This window comes from Enterobacter cloacae complex sp. 394I7 (assembly GCF_057320345.1).
In genome coordinates this window covers 201,909-218,740 of record NZ_JBXWCR010000005.1, presented here as the reverse complement: position 1 = coordinate 218,740, position 16,832 = coordinate 201,909, and the positions used below count along the sequence as shown (strand labels likewise).

Genomic DNA, 16,832 nt, shown 5'->3' with positions numbered 1-16,832 from the left:
AAAAAAGGACAACCTCGTGCCTCTGACAGACAACCGTATTTACGACATCAGCGGCAGCAGCTGTTGGTAGATTTTGCGAAAGACCTCGCGTCTTTGCGCATAACGCGCATGACGTGCCGCATCAGGCAGATGCGCCTGTTCCAGTTGAAGCTGCGGTAACAGCTGAGAAAGCGGCGTTTCCGGGTTCATGGCAATCTGTGCCAGTCGCGCTGCACCGAGCGCAGGCCCCACATCACCACCGGTACGAAAATCGAGCTGCAGTCCGCTGATATCAGACAGCATCTGGCGCCAGTAACTGCTACGCGCACCGCCACCAATCAGGGTGATACTCGCCGGCGTCACACCGCAGTCATGTACCACGTCCATTCCGTCCGCCAGGGCATATCCCACGCCTTCCAGAACGGCACGAGCCAGTTCCGCCGGGCCATGCTGATGGGTTAACCCAAAGAATACCCCTTTCGCTTCCGGGTTGTTATGCGGCGTGCGCTCGCCGGAAAGATAGGGTAAAAACCAGACGGTACCCGCACTTTCATCCGCCTGCTGTGCAGCAGCAATCAGTGCCGGAACATCAGCCATCCCGGTCAGTTTCGCGGCCCAGTCAAGGCAAGAGGCGGCGCTCAACATAACCGACATCAGATGCCATTTTCCCGGCAGCGCATGGCAGAAACTGTGAACGGCACTTTCAGGATTACTGCGATAACCCTCGCTGACCGCAAAATAGACGCCAGACGTTCCCAGCGAAAGCATCGCCTGCCCGGCTTCCACCATCCCGACCCCCACGGCACCCGCCGCGTTGTCACCGCCACCAGCCACCACCGGGACAGCGGGCATATTCCAGCGTTCTGCGACGGCAGGCTGTAAGGTACCCGTTATCTCACTGCCCTCATAGAGCGCTGGCATATGTTCGCGAGTCAGGTGGCAGGCATCGAGCATGGCCTCACTCCAGTCACGCTTGGCCACGTCGAGCCACATCGTGCCGGCAGCGTCAGACATGTCGCTGGCGAAAGCACCCGTCATGCGAAAACGCAGATAATCTTTTGGCAGTAAAACTTTCGCCACCTGACGGAAAATTTCCGGCTCATGGCGGTGTACCCACAGTAACTTTGGTGCGGTAAAACCGGGCATCATCAGGTTGCCGGTAATACTGCGGGAGGTGGGTACTCGCTCTTCAAGGAGTGCGCACTCTTCTGCACAGCGACCATCGTTCCAGAGAATGGCCGGCCGCAGAACGTGATGTTGACTGTCCAGTAACGTCGCGCCGTGCATTTGCCCGGCAATGCCGAGGGCTTTGACGTCACGCAGACTGTGCTGTTCACCTAGCGCTTTGATTGCACGATCCGTTGCCAGCCACCACTGCTCCGGATCCTGTTCCGACCATAGCGGATGCGGACGTGAGACCTGCAGCTTTTCTGTCTGCGTTGCTAACACGTCGCCCTGCTCGCTTAACAGGATGGCTTTCACACCCGATGTGCCAAGATCAATCCCGATATACATTCGGTGACTCCTTTAACAGAAATGCCCGGTGGCGTGACGCTTACCGGGCTTACGTGATTATCTACTCACTGTTATTTATCGAACAGGTAGTGATTAACCAGGTTTTCCAGCAGCTCCTGATGCCCGCTCTGATGCTGCGGTGCCAGTTGATGTTGTTCAGCGTACTTCGCGACGTCCGCAAGCGATAACTGGCCTTTCAAAATTTGCTGACCCAGCTCACTGTTCCAGCCGCTATAACGCTTCGCGACACGTTTATCCAGTTCACCGTCTTCAATCATACGGGCGGCGACTTTAAGCGCCAGCGCCATGGTATCCATTGCGCCAATATGGCCGTAGAACAGGTCGTATTTGTCGGTGCTCTGACGGCGCACTTTGGCATCGAAGTTCAGCCCGCCGGTGGTGAAACCACCCGCTTTGATAATTTCATACATCACCAGCGCATTATCTTCCACGCTGTTCGGGAACTGGTCGGTATCCCAACCCAGTTGCGCATCGCCGCGGTTAGCATCAACAGAACCGAAGATACCCAGCGCGATAGCAGACGCGATCTCGTGATGGAAAGAGTGGCCGGCCAGCGTGGCATGGTTGGCTTCAATGTTAACTTTGATCTCTTTTTCCAGGCCGAACTGTTTCAGGAAGCCGTACACGGTAGCAACGTCGTAGTCGTACTGGTGCTTCGTAGGTTCCTGAGGCTTCGGTTCGATCAGCAGCGTACCGCGGAAACCGATTTTGTGTTTATGGTCGACCACCATCTGCATAAAGCGGCCAATCTGCTCGCGCTCCTGACGCAGGTCGGTGTTGAGCAGGGTTTCATAGCCTTCACGACCGCCCCACAGCACATAGTTTTCGCCGCCCAGCTGATGCGTGGCGTTCATTGCGGTAACCACCTGCGTTGCCGCCCAGCTAAACACTTCCGGATCCGGATTGGTTGCCGCACCCGCGCCATAGCGTGGGTTGGTAAAGCAGTTGGCCGTGCCCCACAGCAGCTTCACGCCGCTTTGCTGCTGTTTAGCCGCCAGCACATCCACCATCTGCGCGAAATTGTTCAGATACTCTTTCAGTGAGGCGCCTTCCGGCGACACATCCACGTCATGGAAGCAGTAGTACGGCACGTTCAGCTTGTGGAAGAATTCAAAGGCGACATCGGCTTTACGCTTCGCCAGCTCGATGGCCTCACCCGGCTGCTGCCATGGACGGTCAAAGGAACCCACGCCGAACATATCGGCTCCGTTCCAGCAGAAGGTATGCCAGTAACAGGCGGCAAAGCGCAAATGATCTTCCATGCGCTTACCCAGCACCAGCTCATCCGGGTTGTAGTGACGAAATGCTAAAGGATTGGTTGTTTTCGGGCCTTCGTAACGAACACGATCGAGTTGGTCGAAATAAGCTTGCATATTGAGCTCCATAATCAGGGTATGCGGCGAGTCGTTGATACAGGAGTAATAGTGAATAGACATTTTGGCTTGCTCAATTACGTTATTTCACACTGCTATTGAGAGAATGCACAACTGTGCGCTGGCTCGCAAAATAATGTGCAGGCAAACTATTTTTCGGTCCCTCTTCCATAATCAAATGTAATTAAGACGTTACGTATTTTAAAATTCGATCGCGGTCATAAATTCAGAAATAAACCAAATATCATAATGCGAAGATAAAAATCTGTAATTGCCAGCCCGCCTTTCCCCGTTAAAAATTTGCTGCGTCCCAGCAGTGAATGTTTCTTTTATCTCAGCAACACATACCCCTACAAAAAGGCCCTATAATTATGAAGATAAAGAACCTGTCCCTTACTCTCTGCACTACGCTCCTCCTTGCAAGCTTTGCCGGACATGCCAAGGAAGTCAAAATTGGCATGGCGATTGACGATCTGCGTCTTGAACGCTGGCAGAAAGATCGTGATATTTTTGTGAAAAAAGCGGAATCACTTGGCGCGAATGTGTTTGTGCAATCCGCGAACGGCAACGAAGAAACGCAAATGTCGCAAATTGAGAATATGATCAACCGCGGCGTCGATGTGCTGGTCATTATCCCTTATAACGGCCAGGTATTAAGTAACGTCGTTAAAGAAGCCAAACAAGAAGGCATAAAAGTCTTAGCCTATGACCGCATGATTAATAATGCGGATATCGATTATTATATTTCGTTCGACAATGAAAAAGTGGGTGAATTACAGGCTAAAAGCCTGATCGACAAAGTACCTCAGGGCAATTATTTCCTGATGGGCGGCTCGCCGGTTGATAACAACGCCAAGCTGTTCCGCGAAGGGCAAATGAAAGTCCTGAAGCCGTATATCGACAGCGGTAAGATTAAAGTGGTCGGCGATCAGTGGGCGGATGGCTGGCTGCCAGAAAACGCGCTGAAAATCATGGAAAACGCCTTAACCGCCAACAACAACAAAATCGATGCTGTCGTCGCATCCAACGATGCCACCGCAGGGGGCGCAATCCAGGCACTCAGCGCCCAGGGGCTGGCAGGAAAAGTGGCTATTTCGGGTCAGGATGCCGACCTCGCGGGCGTCAAACGCATCATGGCAGGCACACAAACCATGACCGTCTACAAACCGATTACCCAGCTTGCGAATACGGCGGCGGAAATTGCCGTGGAGCTGGGAAATGGTAAGCAACCTAAGGCAGACGCGACGCTGAATAACGGGCTTAAAGATGTTCCGGCTCGTCTGCTCACCCCCATTGAAGTCAATAAAGAGAACATTGACGCCACCGTCATTAAAGACGGTTTCCACAAGAAGAGTGAACTGTAATCCAGCGCGCCCCTGCTCTGCGGGGGCGCATCGAGTTGTACTGTTCTTCCCTCGGGTCATGTGGAGCAGTTATGCCTTATTTACTTGAAATGAAAAGCATCACCAAGCGCTTTGGCGCGGTGAAAGCGGTCGACAACGTCAGTCTGCGGCTCAATCCCGGCGAAGTGGTCTCGCTGTGTGGCGAAAACGGATCGGGCAAATCGACGTTGATGAAAGTGTTGTGTGGGATCTACCCGCACGGCAGTTACGAAGGCGAAATTGTCTTTGCCGGTGAAGTGATTCAGGCGACACACATTCGCGATACCGAACGCAAAGGCATCGCCATCATCCACCAGGAGCTGGCGCTGGTGAAGCACCTCACCGTGCTGGAGAACATTTTTCTGGGGGCCGAAATTTCACGTCATGGCGTACTGGATTACGACACCATGACGCTACGCTGTGAAAAACTGCTGGCCCAGGTAAGTCTCGCGATTTCCCCGGATACGCGCGTCGGTGATCTTGGCCTCGGGCAACAACAGCTGGTTGAAATCGCCAAGGCGCTGAACAAACAGGTAAGGCTGCTGATCCTCGATGAGCCAACGGCCTCCCTCACCGAGCAGGAAACGGCCGTCCTGCTCAATATCATTCGCGATCTGCAAAACCACGGCATTGCGTGCATCTACATTTCACACAAGCTCAATGAGGTAAAAGCCATTTCGGACACCATCTGTGTGATCCGCGACGGTCAGCACATCGGCACACGTGAAGCTGCCGGCATGAGTGAAGATGACATTATCACCATGATGGTGGGGCGCGAGCTCACGGCGCTCTATCCAAACGAACCGCACACCACGGGTGACGAAGTGTTACGGGTGGAAAACCTCACCGCGTGGCATCCCGTTAACCGCCACATCAAGCGCGTGAATAACGTCTCGTTTTCCCTTCACAGCGGCGAAATCCTCGGTATTGCGGGGTTAGTCGGGGCCGGGCGAACTGAAGCCGTCCAGTGCCTGTTTGGCGTATGGCCGGGTCGCTGGGAAGGCCGTATTTTTATCGACGGACAGCCGGTAAAAATCGAGAACTGCCAGCAGGCGATTGCCCACGGTATCGCCATGGTACCGGAAGATCGCAAGAAAGATGGCATCGTCCCGGTCATGGCGGTGGGTAAAAACATCACGCTTGCCGCGCTCGATAGGTTCTCCGGTGCGCTGAGCAGCCTCGATGATGCTGCTGAGCAGCAGTGCATTCTCCAGTCGCTCGCCAGACTCAAGGTCAAAACATCCTCCCCGGAACTGGCCATTGGACGTCTGAGCGGGGGCAACCAGCAGAAGGCAATCCTGGCGCGCTGCCTGCTTCTCAACCCACGCATATTGATCCTGGACGAGCCGACGCGTGGGATCGATATCGGCGCCAAGTACGAAATCTACAAACTGATTAATCAGCTTGTACAGCAAGGGATTGCCGTCATTGTCATCTCGTCTGAGTTACCCGAAGTGCTCGGCCTGAGCGATCGCGTGCTGGTCATGCACGAGGGAAAACTGAAAGCCAATCTGATTAACCAGAACCTGACGCAGGAGCAGGTGATGGAAGCCGCTTTAAGGAGCGAACGTCATGTCGAAAAGCAATCCGTCTGATATTAAAGTCGCTGTTCCGACGCCCGGCGCGTTTGCCGGTCTAAAAGCGTTGAACCTGCAGGTTTTCGTGATGATTGCGGCGATTATTGCCATCATGTTGTTCTTTACCTGGATGACCGATGGCTCGTACTTAAGCGCGCGTAACGTCTCTAACCTGCTGCGTCAGACTGCCATTACCGGCATCCTCGCGGTGGGCATGGTATTCGTGATTATCTCGGCGGAAATCGACCTGTCGGTGGGGTCGATGATGGGTCTGCTTGGTGGCGTGGCGGCCATTTTTGACGTCTGGCTTGGCTGGCCACTGCCGCTGACCATTGCGGTTACGCTGGTGCTGGGTCTGCTGCTGGGTGCCTGGAACGGCTGGTGGGTTGCCTACCGTAAAGTCCCGTCGTTCATTGTCACGCTGGCGGGGATGCTGGCCTTCCGCGGGATCTTAATTGGCATCACCAACGGCACCACCGTCTCCCCTACCAGCGCAGCCATGTCACAAATTGGTCAGAGCTACCTCGCCGATAGCGTCGGCTTTACGTTCGGTGTGATTGGGTTGCTGGCGTTTGTGGCCTGGCAGTGGCGTGGGCGAATGCGCCGTCAGGCGTTGGGTCTGGCATCGCCAGCGTCAACGTCCACAGTCGGTCGTCAGGCACTCACTGCGGTCATTGTACTGGGCGCAATCTGGCTTCTGAACGACTATCGCGGTGTCCCGACTCCGGTATTGCTGTTGGCACTGTTGCTGCTGGCCGGGATGTTTATGGCCACGCGTACCGCGTTTGGTCGCCGTATTTATGCCATCGGCGGCAACCTTGAGGCTGCTCGCCTTTCAGGGATCAACGTCGAGCGCACCAAACTCGCCGTCTTCGCCATTAACGGCCTGATGGTTGCTATCGCCGGGTTGATCCTCAGCTCGCGTCTGGGGGCGGGTTCTCCCTCGGCCGGGAACATCGCCGAGCTGGATGCTATCGCCGCCTGCGTCATTGGCGGCACCAGCCTCGCAGGCGGTGTCGGCAGCGTGGCTGGCGCGGTGATGGGGGCATTTATCATGGCTTCGTTGGATAACGGGATGAGTATGATGGACGTCCCGACGTTTTGGCAGTATATCGTCAAGGGGGCCATTCTTTTGCTGGCAGTCTGGATGGACTCTGCAACCAAGCGACGAGCCTGATAACAATATTGTGACTTATTTGGGAAGTTAGCCATGTTTGAAAAGCGTCACCGCATCACGTTGTTATTCAATGCCAACAAAGCCTACGACCGTCAGGTGGTGGAGGGCGTTGGTGAATATTTGCAGGCGTCGCAATCCGAGTGGGATATTTTTATCGAAGAAGATTTCCGAACCCGTCTCGAAAACATCAAAGAGTGGCTGGGCGATGGGGTCATCGCTGACTACGACGACCCCGTCATTGAGCAATTGCTGACTGACGTCGACGTTCCGATTGTTGGCGTCGGCGGGTCTTACCATGCGCCCGAACACTATCCGCCGGTCCACTATATCGCCACCGATAACCATGCGCTGGTTGAGACCGCCTTCCTGCATTTGAAAGAGAAAGGCGTCCATCGCTTCGCGTTTTATGGTTTACCGTCAACCAGCGGCAAGCGCTGGGCAGTTGAGCGCGAACATGCTTTCTGCCAGCTTGTCGCGCAGGAGAAGTACCGCGGCGTGGTTTATCAGGGGCTGGAGACCGCGCCGGAAAACTGGCAGCACGCGCAAAACCGACTGGCGGACTGGCTGCAAACCCTGCCGCCGCAAACCGGCATCATTGCCGTTACGGATGCTCGTGCCCGCCACGTCTTGCAGGTCTGCGAACATTTACACATTCCGGTGCCGGAAAAACTGTGCGTCATTGGCATCGATAACGAGGAGCTGACGCGTTACCTCTCTCGCGTGGCGCTCTCGTCCGTGGCACAGGGTACGCGTCAGATGGGCTATCAGGCGGCGAAGTTACTGCATCGTCTGCTGGATAAAGAAGCGTTGCCGCTTCAGCGCTTACTGGTTCCCCCTGTCCGTGTAGTCGAACGCCGTTCAACGGATTACCGCTCCTTAAGCGACCCGGCAGTTATTCAGGCCATGCACTACATTCGCAACAACGCCTGCAAAGGGATTAAGGTCGATCAGGTGCTGGACTCGGTGGGCATTTCCCGTTCGAATCTGGAGAAGCGGTTTAAAGAGGAAGTGGGCGAAACCATTCATGCGGTCATCCACGCCGAGAAACTGGAGAAAGCACGCAGCCTGCTGATCTCCACCTCATTGTCGATCAACGAAATCTCACAGATGTGCGGTTACCCGTCGCTGCAATATTTTTATTCGGTGTTCCGAAAGGAGTATGAAAGTACACCAAAAGAGTACCGGGAGCGTCACAGCGAAGTGATGATGTAGAAAAAAGAGAAAAGAAAACGCCTTCCGATGGAAGGCGTTTTTTTTGAATTACATATGTGCGGCGATTAAGCGCTGGTTATCCTGGTACATCGCGAACAGATAGTTGTTATAGCTCTGTCCCTTGGTCGAATAACCTTTCAGCTTGTGGATCATCGTGCTGGCCGTCACTTCCTGATCCGCTTTACGCAGCTGAGCGCGCGATTTACGGAACGATGAGTAGGCCGGATGCGTGTTCAGATTCACCACGTAGGCATTCACGGAATCTTTCACCGATTCAAACTGAGAATAGCCTTTCACCTTACCTGGTGCATTGTTACAACGCCCCTTGATACATTTCATACCAAACAGGTTGTTGTTATTACGCGCCAGTTTCGAGGTACCCCAGCCACTTTCGGCTGCAGCCATGGTCGCAACCATGCTCCCCGGGATAATGTCGACACGCTCTAAGAGAGAGTTCCACGGCACACGGCGCGTGTTACCGTTCCAGCTCACCTTGTAGCGTTTGGTGATATCTTTCAGACGCGCGCGTTCTGATGGCGACCAACGGCTGTCGTACTGTTTGGCAATCAACCAGTTACGATCCGCAGTAATCGCGGCGTTTTGACTTGTGATGTAAGGCATTACCGTCCGGAGAAACGCTTTTTTCCTTGGTGTTCCGGAAGGGTATTTTCGCAAATCAGGAAGTGAACTACTCTTTGCACTATTGCGAGAATACTCTTGTTTACTGCTAACCTTACTACTTGTCGTCTTTATTACGTGGGCTTTCTTACTCGTTGTATCCGTGTGCGTCTTCGCAAGCACCTCACCCGAAAATGCCATGGTGAGTAACATGAGTATCGCGGCCCCATATCGTCGAATGGGAGTCGATATCATTAGGTCTCCTGGTCGGATATAAACATTCCAACACCTTATTTTTTTCACAAATTTGAGAGCGGAATCTCAAATCATAACAAAAATAGACTGCAAGAGCACGTATAGAAATAGTCCAATTCCGAAACTATGTCACCTGAAACCTGCTCACATAAGCATCAATTCTGAAAAATTGTGCGCGAACTCGCAGATAACTTCCTAATTTTGCGCGGGATCACTCATCCTCACGCGTCATCCTTGCAGAAAGCCCTGGGGGATGAGTTTTTACCCCACACCTGATGGCACACTGGTCAAAAATGCCGCGACAGGAAAATGGAATGAAACGCACCGCATTAGCTTTTCTGATGTTACCCGCACTGGCTCATGCTGACTGGTCATCACCGGGTTTCAACGCCTTTAGCGCCGAAGGTACCGGGATATTCACCAGCCAGGCAAAGCTTGCGAAGGGTACTCGCCCTCTTACGCTGAGTTTTGACAACACGTGCTGGCAGCCAACGGATGCAATAAAACTCAATGAGATGCTGTCGCTTAAAAAATGTGACGGCACGCCGCCGCAGTGGCGACTGTTCCGCGACGGCGAGTATCAGATGCGTGTCGATACCCGCTCCGGCACGCCCACACTGATGCTGACTATTCAGAGCGCAGCGGAACCGTCGGTTGCAAACGTTACCCGCCAGTGTCCGAAGTGGGACGGTAAGCCCCTGACGCTTGAAGTTGGCAACGATTTCCCGGAAGGATCGGTGGTCCGTGATTTCTACAGCAAACAGACTGCAACAGTGCAGAATGGAAAAATCACCCTGCAACCCGCCGCCAACAGCAACGGCCTGCTGCTGCTTGAACGCGCCGAAACCGACAAACCTGCGCCGTTTAGCTGGCAAAACGCCACCGTCTATTTCGTGCTGACTGACCGCTTTGTCAACGGCGATCCCTCTAACGATAACAGCTATGGACGCCACAAAGATGGCATGCAGGAGATCGGCACCTTCCACGGTGGCGATCTCAAGGGGCTTACAACCCGGCTCGATTATTTACAGCAGCTGGGCGTGAATGCGCTCTGGATAAGCTCCCCGCTGGAGCAGATCCACGGCTGGGTTGGCGGTGGTACCAAAGGTGACTTCCCCCACTACGCCTATCATGGCTACTACACCCAGGACTGGACCACGCTTGATGCCAACATGGGCACCGAAGATGACTTACGCCACCTTGTCGATGAAGCGCATAAACGCGGGATCCGCATCCTGTTTGATATCGTCATGAACCACACGGGTTACGCGACGCTCGCAGACATGCAGGCGTTCCAGTTTGGGGCCCTTTATCTGCAGGGTGATGAACTGAAAAAAACGCTGGGCGAGCACTGGACGGACTGGAAGCCGGGAGCAGGCCAAAGCTGGCACAGCTTCAACGATTACATCAACTTCAGCGACAAAGCCGCCTGGGAAAAATGGTGGGGTAAAAAGTGGATCCGCACCGACATTGGCGATTATGACAATCCCGGCTTCGACGATTTAACCCTGTCGCTGGCGTTCCTGCCGGACCTGAAAACGGAGTCGACGACCCCTTCCGGTTTACCCAACTTCTACCAACATAAACCTGATACCCACGCGAAGGCCATTTCGGGCTACACCCCTCGTGATTACCTGACCCACTGGCTCAGCCAGTGGGTACGTGACTATGGCATTGACGGTTTCCGTGTGGATACGGCAAAACACGTGGAACTCGAGGCCTGGCAGCAGTTGAAAGATCAGGCAAGCCAGGCGCTGGCAGCCTGGAAAGGCGCGAACCCCGACAAAAAACTCGACAATACCCCGTTCTGGATGACCGGCGAGTCATGGGGCCATGGCGTGATGCAAAGCGATTATTACCGCCACGGGTTTGACGCGATGATCAACTTTGATTATCAGGAGCAGGCAGCAAAAGCGGTCGGTTGTCTGGCGGACATCGACCTGACCTGGCAGCAGATGGCGGAAAAACTGCAAAGCTTCAATGTCCTGAGCTATCTCTCGTCGCATGACACACGCCTTTTCCGTGAAGGCGGCCAGCGTGCCGCAGAGCTGCTCCTGCTCGCCCCGGGCAGCGTACAAATTTACTACGGCGATGAATCCGAGCGGCCATTCGGACCGACAGGGTCCGATCCATTACAGGGCACCCGCTCGGATATGAACTGGCAGGACGTGACGGGCAAGCAGGCCTTAACCGTCGCCCACTGGCAGGTTCTGGGCCAGTTCCGCGCCCGTCATCCCGCAATAGGTGAAGGCAAACAAACCACGCTGTCGCTGAAAGAAGGCTACGGCTTCGTTCGCGAGCACAATGGCGATAAGGTCATGGTGGTGTGGGCGGGTAATCAATAACGACGCAAACCGGTTCCCTCTCCCCCTCCGGGAGAGGGATATTTCACCAGAACAATCCACTACCTAAATACCTTCCCGCCACATAAAACAACAATCCCGACCGCATCTCTCGATTTGCACCAGCACGGTGCTAGCGTTATGGTTACCCACTTTCAAAATAAGCTCGACAGATCACCTGCTATGACGTTTTCACTTTTCGGCGACAAATTCACCCGCCATTCAGGCATTACTCGCCTGATGGAGGACCTCAACGACGGGCTGCGCACACCAGGCGCCATCATGCTCGGCGGCGGAAACCCGGCTCAAATCCCGGAGATGAACACCTATTTTCAGACGCTGCTGGCTCAGATGCTGGAAAGCGGGAAAGCAACCGATGCGCTTTGCAACTACGATGGCCCGCAGGGTAAAACCGAACTGCTGACACTGCTTGCTGAAATGCTGCGCAAAGAGCTGGGTTGGGATATCGAACCACAGAATATTGCACTGACAAACGGCAGTCAGAGCGCATTTTTCTACTTGTTTAATCTGTTCGCAGGCCGTCGCGCCGACGGCACCACCAAAAAAGTGCTGTTCCCGCTGGCGCCAGAGTACATCGGCTATGCCGATTCCGGCCTCGAAGAGGATCTGTTCGTCTCGGCGCGCCCGAATATTGAGCTGCTGCCAGAAGGCCAGTTCAAATATCATGTCGACTTTGAACATCTGCATATTGGTGAAGAGACGGGCATGATCTGCGTATCACGTCCAACCAACCCAACGGGCAACGTCATCACCGACGACGAACTGATGAAGCTGGATGCGCTGGCGAATCAGCACGACATCCCGCTGGTGATTGATAACGCTTATGGCGTGCCGTTCCCGGGGATCATCTTCAGCGAAGCACGTCCGCTGTGGAACCCGAACATCGTCCTGTGTATGAGCCTTTCCAAGCTGGGTCTGCCGGGCAGCCGTTGCGGGATCATCATCGCCAATGAAAAAATCATCACCGCCATTACCAACATGAACGGCATTATCAGCCTTTCCCCGGGGGGAATCGGCCCGGCGATGATGTGCGAAATGATCAAACGTAATGACCTGCTGCGCCTGTCGAACGAGGTTATCAAGCCGTTCTATTACCAGCGGGTACAGGAAACGATCGCCATTCTTCGCCGCTACTTACCGGAAGAACGCTGCCTGATCCACAAACCTGAAGGGGCAATTTTCCTGTGGCTGTGGTTTAAGGATCTGCCGATCACCACCGAGCTTCTCTACCAGCGCCTGAAAAAGCGCGGCGTGTTGATGGTGCCGGGTGATTACTTCTTCCCGGGTCTGGATAAGCCGTGGCCGCATACGCATCAGTGCATGCGCATGAACTACGTGCCCGATCCGGAGAAAATCGAAGCGGGCGTGAAAATTCTCGCCGAAGAGATTGAGTACGCCTGGCGCGAAGATAGCCAGTAACGCGTTACGCCAGATTATGCAGCCGTTCGGTGCGTAATCTGGCGGGGTCAACGCAGCGCAGCGCGTGGGTTGGGCACGCCTCCACACAGGCGGGTCCAGCCTCGCGATCTGCGCACAAATCACATTTCACCGCCTGAACGCGGTTCCCCACTCGCTGAACCTGCATCGCCCCAAACGGGCACGCTACCACACAACTTTTACAGCCAATACAGCGCGCCGGCTCCACCCGCCAGGCACCCGCGGTGTGGCGAATAGCCTGTGTCGGACAAACAGTGGCACAAGGGGCATCTTCACACTGATGGCAGCCCACAGCCGTAGTGAATGCGCCGCCTTTGACCACCCGAATGCGGGGCGTAAACGCGCCTGCAGAAAGCATTCCCTGATGCGACACCACGCAGGCTACTTCGCAGGTACGACAGCCAATGCATTTTTCCGTATCAGCCAGGATAAATCGGTTCATCTGTCACGCTCCGCGCACGTTAAAACCCAACTCTTTTGAGATAGCCTCTGCTGTTTCCCGCAGCGGTTTCAGCAGGTTTTTTTCACCAATTTGCTTCATGCGGGACGTCGAGAGCGAAATGGAGATCGCGTACGGCACGCGGCCATGAATATCAAACACCGGTACGGCAAGACAGGAGACGCCCAGCTCGTTCTCTTCTTTATCCATCGCCATGCTGTGCTCGCGGATTTCCGCCAGCTCGTCATACATCGCGCTCAGCTCGGTAATCGTGTTGCGGGTGAGCGGCTGGATCTGCTCCTGATGGCTCTGCCAGTAGCTCGCCACATAGTCCTGATGACCAAACGCCATGTAGATTTTGCCCATCGCCGAACAATAAAGCGGCATATGCTGACCGATGTAAGCGCGCGTGCGCAGCATACCGGTTGTGGGCTCCAGCTTATAAATCAGAATGGCGTGATCGTCCTCGCGGCTTGAGAAGTTCACCGTCTCACCGGTGGCGATATTCAGCGTCTCAAGGTGCGGAGCCGCCACGTGAATGATATTCAGCGACGACAGCGCCTTTTGCCCGACGGCGATAAATTTGGTGGTCAGGCGGTAGCTGCCCGCCGCAGGCGCCGGGGTAACGTACCCGCACGACTGTAATCCCTGCAGTAAGCGGTGCACGGTGCTTTTATTCAGCCCTGCCAGTTCCGATAAATGGGCCAACGGACACCCGTTCGGGTAGTTGCTGAGGATCTCAATCAGCATCAGGCCGCGAAACAAGCTCTGGCTACCTGCTGGCCTCTCTTTTTCTTGCGTCATTTCGCTCTCTTTCGTGCTCATCCAATGGCTCCTTTTTATCGCGTCCTGATGGTAGCGCAAAGTGTGGTTCAGTTCACGATCTCAACAGAAAAAACACAACCAGTTGATTTTAATCGATTTTGAAAATCATGAATGTCGTTGATCTGGCAAAATTTGATCGCTATATTTGAAATCAGATTTCGCATAGTGAAATTTAGCGATAAAAAAGCACTCGCACTTGCCCCGACAAAAACAGGAGAACAGGGATGAAAGTGACCTTTGAAGAGTTAAAAGCGGCGTTCAGGCGGGTCCTGGTCGATCGCGGCGTAAAAGCGGACACCGCCGACGCCTGCGCGGAGATGTTTGCCCGCACCACGGAATCGGGCGTCTATTCACACGGGGTTAACCGCTTCCCTCGTTTCATTCAGCAGCTTGATGCCGGCGACATCATTCCTGATGCCCAGCCAACACGGGTGACCTCGCTAGGTGCCATCGAACAGTGGGATGCCCGACGTTCGATTGGCAACCTGACGGCGAAAAAGATGATGGATCGCGCCACCGAACTGGCCGCCGACCACGGTATCGGCCTGGTGGCTCTGCGAAACGCCAACCACTGGATGCGCGGCGGCAGCTACGGCTGGCAGGCCGCAGAGAAGGGGTACATCGGGATCTGCTGGACTAACTCCATTGCCGTCATGCCAGCCTGGGGCTCAAAAGCGTGCTGCATCGGCACTAACCCTCTGATCGTGGCGATTCCGTCTACGCCGATCACAATGGTCGATATGTCGATGTCAATGTTCTCCTACGGCATGCTGGAAGTGAATCGCCTGGCCGGACGCACGTTGCCGGTGGATGGGGGGTTTGACGATGAAGGGCACCTCACCAGAGAACCTGGTGTGATCGAGAAAAACCGCCGCATTCTGCCGATGGGCTACTGGAAAGGATCGGGCTTATCCATCGTCCTCGACATGATCGCAACCCTGCTCTCCAACGGATCCTCCGTTGCGGAAGTGACCCAGGACAACAGCGACGAATATGGCGTGTCACAAATCTTTATCGCCATCGAGGTCGATCGTTTGATCGACGGACCCACCCGCGATGCCAAACTGCAGCGCATCATGGACTTTATCATCAACGCCGAGCGGGCTGATGACAACGTCGCGGTTCGACTGCCGGGTCATGAATTCACACGTCTGCTCGAAGAGAACCGCCGCAACGGCATCACCATTGACGACAGCGTGTGGGCGAAAATCCAGTCTCTGTAAGGAGTGGGCCATGATTTTAGGACATATTTCGCAGCCAAATCCGTGTCGCCTGCCGCGGGCGATAGAGAAAGCGCTCGATTTTCTGCGCACCACGGATTTCACGGCGCTGGCACCTGGCGTGGTGGACATTGACGGACGTAACATCTTTGCTCAGGTGCTCGACCTCACCACTCAAACGTGGGATGAGAACCGTCCCGAAGTGCACCGTCGCTATCTGGACATTCAGTTTCTGGCATGGGGTGAAGAGAAAATCGGTGTCGCCATTGATACCGGCAATAACGAAATAAGCGAATCGCTGCTGGAACAGCGGGATATTATTTTTTATCACGGCAGCGAAAATGAATCATTTATAGAAATGACGCCCGGCACGTACGCCATATTTTTCCCGCAGGATGTTCACCGTCCTGCCTGCATTAAAAATAAGGTATCGGCAATTCGTAAAATTGTGGTGAAAGTAGCAATCAGCGAAATAGATTAATTTTCTGAACTCTATTGGGAATGCGAAATGACTAACACCGGTTTTATAATTGGTGCGTACCCCTGCGCACCCTCGTTTCACCAGCAAGGGGAACAAGAAGAGCAGGACTTCTGGCGAGCGCTTTCCGATACGCCAGATATTCGCGGGCTGGAGCAACCGTGTCTTGAGGATCTCCATCCGTTGGGTGACGAATGGCTGTTCCGCCATACGCCGGGAGACTGGCAAATGGTGGTTACCGCGGTGATGGAAACCATGCGCCGCCGCGGCACAAATGGCGCGTTTGGCCTGGCCTCTGCCGATGAAGAACAGCGCAAAGCCTGCGTTGACTATTACCGCCATCTGCTGCGAAAGATTGATGCCATCAATACTCGCTTTCCAGGCAAAATTATTGCCCTGGAGATGCAAGCCGCGCCGCAGGCGGGAAACCCGTCTGTTGAACAAGCTACCGCTGCGTTTTCCCGTTCTGTACGTGAAATCACCTCATGGGACTGGTCATGCGACCTGGTGCTTGAACACTGCGATGCCATGACCGGCCCCGCGCCACGCAAGGGGTTTTTGCCCTTAGCGCAGGTGCTTGAGGTGGTGAAAGAAACGGATATCAGCGTATGCATCAACTGGGCGCGGTCGGCTATCGAAGGACGCAATATCGCGCTGCCACCTGAACATGTTAAAGCCGCACTTGAGGCCGGGAAGCTGGGCGCACTGATGTTCTCCGGGACCTCCGTCCGCGGAGCGTACGGCGAATGGCAGGATCTGCACGCGCCATTTTCCCCGTTCTGTGCCGACAGTTTAATGACCACCGAACAGGTAAAAGCACTTTTTACTGCGGCGAGCGCCGCAACATTGAAATTCTCCGGTATTAAATTACTGGAAATAAATGCTAATGCTAACGTCAGCCATCGTATCGCTATTTTGCGCGACGGCATTAGTGAAATGAAAAAAGCAACGCAATAACAAT

The 16,832-nt window shown here is 54.5% G+C and carries 14 protein-coding genes; 9 read left to right on the top strand and 5 right to left on the bottom strand.

All coding sequences use genetic code 11. The annotated features are described in order from the left end of the window. Positions 1–39: 39 nt before the first annotated feature. Both xylB and xylA read right to left on the bottom strand, forming a co-directional pair. Positions 40–1,494, bottom strand: coding sequence for a xylulokinase (gene xylB / locus AC2FAP_RS18235; protein ID WP_059305623.1), 1,455 nt, complete (start codon positions 1,492–1,494; stop codon positions 40–42). Between the two features lie 71 nt (positions 1,495–1,565). Continuing rightward, positions 1,566–2,888, bottom strand: a complete 1,323-nt coding sequence (gene xylA, locus AC2FAP_RS18230) for a xylose isomerase (protein ID WP_449541948.1) — start codon at positions 2,886–2,888, stop codon at positions 1,566–1,568. A gap of 371 nt (positions 2,889–3,259) precedes the next feature. On the opposite strand from xylA, the gene xylF reads away from it, so the two are divergent. From xylF to xylR, 4 genes are all read left to right on the top strand, one after another. Further along, on the top strand, positions 3,260–4,252 hold the full coding sequence (gene xylF / locus AC2FAP_RS18225) for a D-xylose ABC transporter substrate-binding protein (RefSeq protein WP_020882647.1): 993 nt from the start codon (positions 3,260–3,262) through the stop codon (positions 4,250–4,252). A 71-nt stretch (positions 4,253–4,323) separates the two neighbouring features. Beyond that, positions 4,324–5,865: a xylose ABC transporter ATP-binding protein gene (locus tag AC2FAP_RS18220; protein ID WP_086533114.1), complete on the top strand. Its 1,542-nt coding sequence runs from the start codon at positions 4,324–4,326 to the stop codon at positions 5,863–5,865. Then, the gene (gene xylH, locus AC2FAP_RS18215) at positions 5,843–7,024 is read left to right on the top strand and encodes a xylose ABC transporter permease XylH (RefSeq protein WP_014168116.1); all 1,182 of its coding nucleotides are present in this window, start codon (positions 5,843–5,845) and stop codon (positions 7,022–7,024) included. The genes AC2FAP_RS18220 and xylH overlap by 23 nt, the downstream gene beginning before the upstream one ends. A 33-nt stretch (positions 7,025–7,057) precedes the next feature. Then, complete coding sequence (gene xylR, locus AC2FAP_RS18210; RefSeq protein ID WP_020882649.1) at positions 7,058–8,236, top strand: D-xylose utilization transcriptional activator XylR; 1,179 nt, start codon at positions 7,058–7,060, stop codon at positions 8,234–8,236. Between the two features lie 48 nt (positions 8,237–8,284). Here xylR and AC2FAP_RS18205 read toward each other — a convergent pair whose 3' ends face one another. After that, positions 8,285–9,109, bottom strand: coding sequence for a protein bax (locus AC2FAP_RS18205; RefSeq protein WP_020882650.1), 825 nt, complete (start codon positions 9,107–9,109; stop codon positions 8,285–8,287). A 314-nt stretch (positions 9,110–9,423) separates the two neighbouring features. Between AC2FAP_RS18205 and AC2FAP_RS18200 the strand changes: the two genes are divergently transcribed. Together AC2FAP_RS18200 and avtA are read left to right on the top strand one after the other, a co-directional pair. Next, positions 9,424–11,454, top strand: coding sequence for an alpha-amylase (locus AC2FAP_RS18200; RefSeq protein WP_044866230.1), 2,031 nt, complete (start codon positions 9,424–9,426; stop codon positions 11,452–11,454). A 180-nt stretch (positions 11,455–11,634) separates the two neighbouring features. After that, the gene (gene avtA / locus AC2FAP_RS18195) at positions 11,635–12,891 is read left to right on the top strand and encodes a valine--pyruvate transaminase (RefSeq protein WP_020882652.1); all 1,257 of its coding nucleotides are present in this window, start codon (positions 11,635–11,637) and stop codon (positions 12,889–12,891) included. A 4-nt stretch (positions 12,892–12,895) separates the two neighbouring features. Here the strand turns inward: avtA and AC2FAP_RS18190 are convergent, their stop codons facing one another. Together AC2FAP_RS18190 and yiaJ are read right to left on the bottom strand one after the other, a co-directional pair. Beyond that, positions 12,896–13,351 (bottom strand): 4Fe-4S binding protein, encoded by a 456-nt coding sequence (locus tag AC2FAP_RS18190; RefSeq protein ID WP_032679988.1) that lies wholly within the window; start codon positions 13,349–13,351, stop codon positions 12,896–12,898. Between the two features lie 3 nt (positions 13,352–13,354). Further along, positions 13,355–14,173 carry an IclR family transcriptional regulator YiaJ gene (yiaJ, locus tag AC2FAP_RS18185; protein ID WP_020882654.1) on the bottom strand — a complete coding sequence of 273 codons (819 nt, stop codon included), beginning with the start codon at positions 14,171–14,173 and terminating at the stop codon, positions 13,355–13,357. 224 nt (positions 14,174–14,397) lie between these two features. Between yiaJ and yiaK the strand changes: the two genes are divergently transcribed. From yiaK to AC2FAP_RS18170, 3 genes are read left to right on the top strand one after another with little or no spacing between them, the layout of a single operon-like run. Then, positions 14,398–15,396 carry a 3-dehydro-L-gulonate 2-dehydrogenase gene (gene yiaK / locus AC2FAP_RS18180; RefSeq protein WP_014168108.1) on the top strand — a complete coding sequence of 333 codons (999 nt, stop codon included), beginning with the start codon at positions 14,398–14,400 and terminating at the stop codon, positions 15,394–15,396. A 10-nt stretch (positions 15,397–15,406) separates the two neighbouring features. Further along, a complete protein-coding gene (locus tag AC2FAP_RS18175; RefSeq protein ID WP_041162365.1) occupies positions 15,407–15,874 on the top strand; it encodes a YhcH/YjgK/YiaL family protein in 468 nt (155 codons plus the stop codon). A 27-nt stretch (positions 15,875–15,901) separates the two neighbouring features. Then, positions 15,902–16,828: a DUF4862 family protein gene (locus tag AC2FAP_RS18170; protein ID WP_223398571.1), complete on the top strand. Its 927-nt coding sequence runs from the start codon at positions 15,902–15,904 to the stop codon at positions 16,826–16,828. Positions 16,829–16,832 lie beyond the last annotated feature (4 nt).

Coding starts and splice junctions, on each gene's coding strand:
- AC2FAP_RS18175 (WP_041162365.1), top strand. CDS start 15,407: ATGATTTTAGGACATATTTCGCAGCCAAATCCGTGTCGCCTGCCGCGG.
- AC2FAP_RS18205 (WP_020882650.1), bottom strand. CDS start 9,109: ATGATATCGACTCCCATTCGACGATATGGGGCCGCGATACTCATGTTA.
- AC2FAP_RS18200 (WP_044866230.1), top strand. CDS start 9,424: ATGAAACGCACCGCATTAGCTTTTCTGATGTTACCCGCACTGGCTCAT.
- xylB (WP_059305623.1), bottom strand. CDS start 1,494: ATGTATATCGGGATTGATCTTGGCACATCGGGTGTGAAAGCCATCCTG.
- avtA (WP_020882652.1), top strand. CDS start 11,635: ATGACGTTTTCACTTTTCGGCGACAAATTCACCCGCCATTCAGGCATT.
- yiaK (WP_014168108.1), top strand. CDS start 14,398: ATGAAAGTGACCTTTGAAGAGTTAAAAGCGGCGTTCAGGCGGGTCCTG.
- AC2FAP_RS18170 (WP_223398571.1), top strand. CDS start 15,902: ATGACTAACACCGGTTTTATAATTGGTGCGTACCCCTGCGCACCCTCG.
- xylR (WP_020882649.1), top strand. CDS start 7,058: ATGTTTGAAAAGCGTCACCGCATCACGTTGTTATTCAATGCCAACAAA.
- AC2FAP_RS18190 (WP_032679988.1), bottom strand. CDS start 13,351: ATGAACCGATTTATCCTGGCTGATACGGAAAAATGCATTGGCTGTCGT.
- xylH (WP_014168116.1), top strand. CDS start 5,843: ATGTCGAAAAGCAATCCGTCTGATATTAAAGTCGCTGTTCCGACGCCC.
- xylA (WP_449541948.1), bottom strand. CDS start 2,888: ATGCAAGCTTATTTCGACCAACTCGATCGTGTTCGTTACGAAGGCCCG.
- AC2FAP_RS18220 (WP_086533114.1), top strand. CDS start 4,324: ATGCCTTATTTACTTGAAATGAAAAGCATCACCAAGCGCTTTGGCGCG.
- yiaJ (WP_020882654.1), bottom strand. CDS start 14,173: ATGAGCACGAAAGAGAGCGAAATGACGCAAGAAAAAGAGAGGCCAGCA.
- xylF (WP_020882647.1), top strand. CDS start 3,260: ATGAAGATAAAGAACCTGTCCCTTACTCTCTGCACTACGCTCCTCCTT.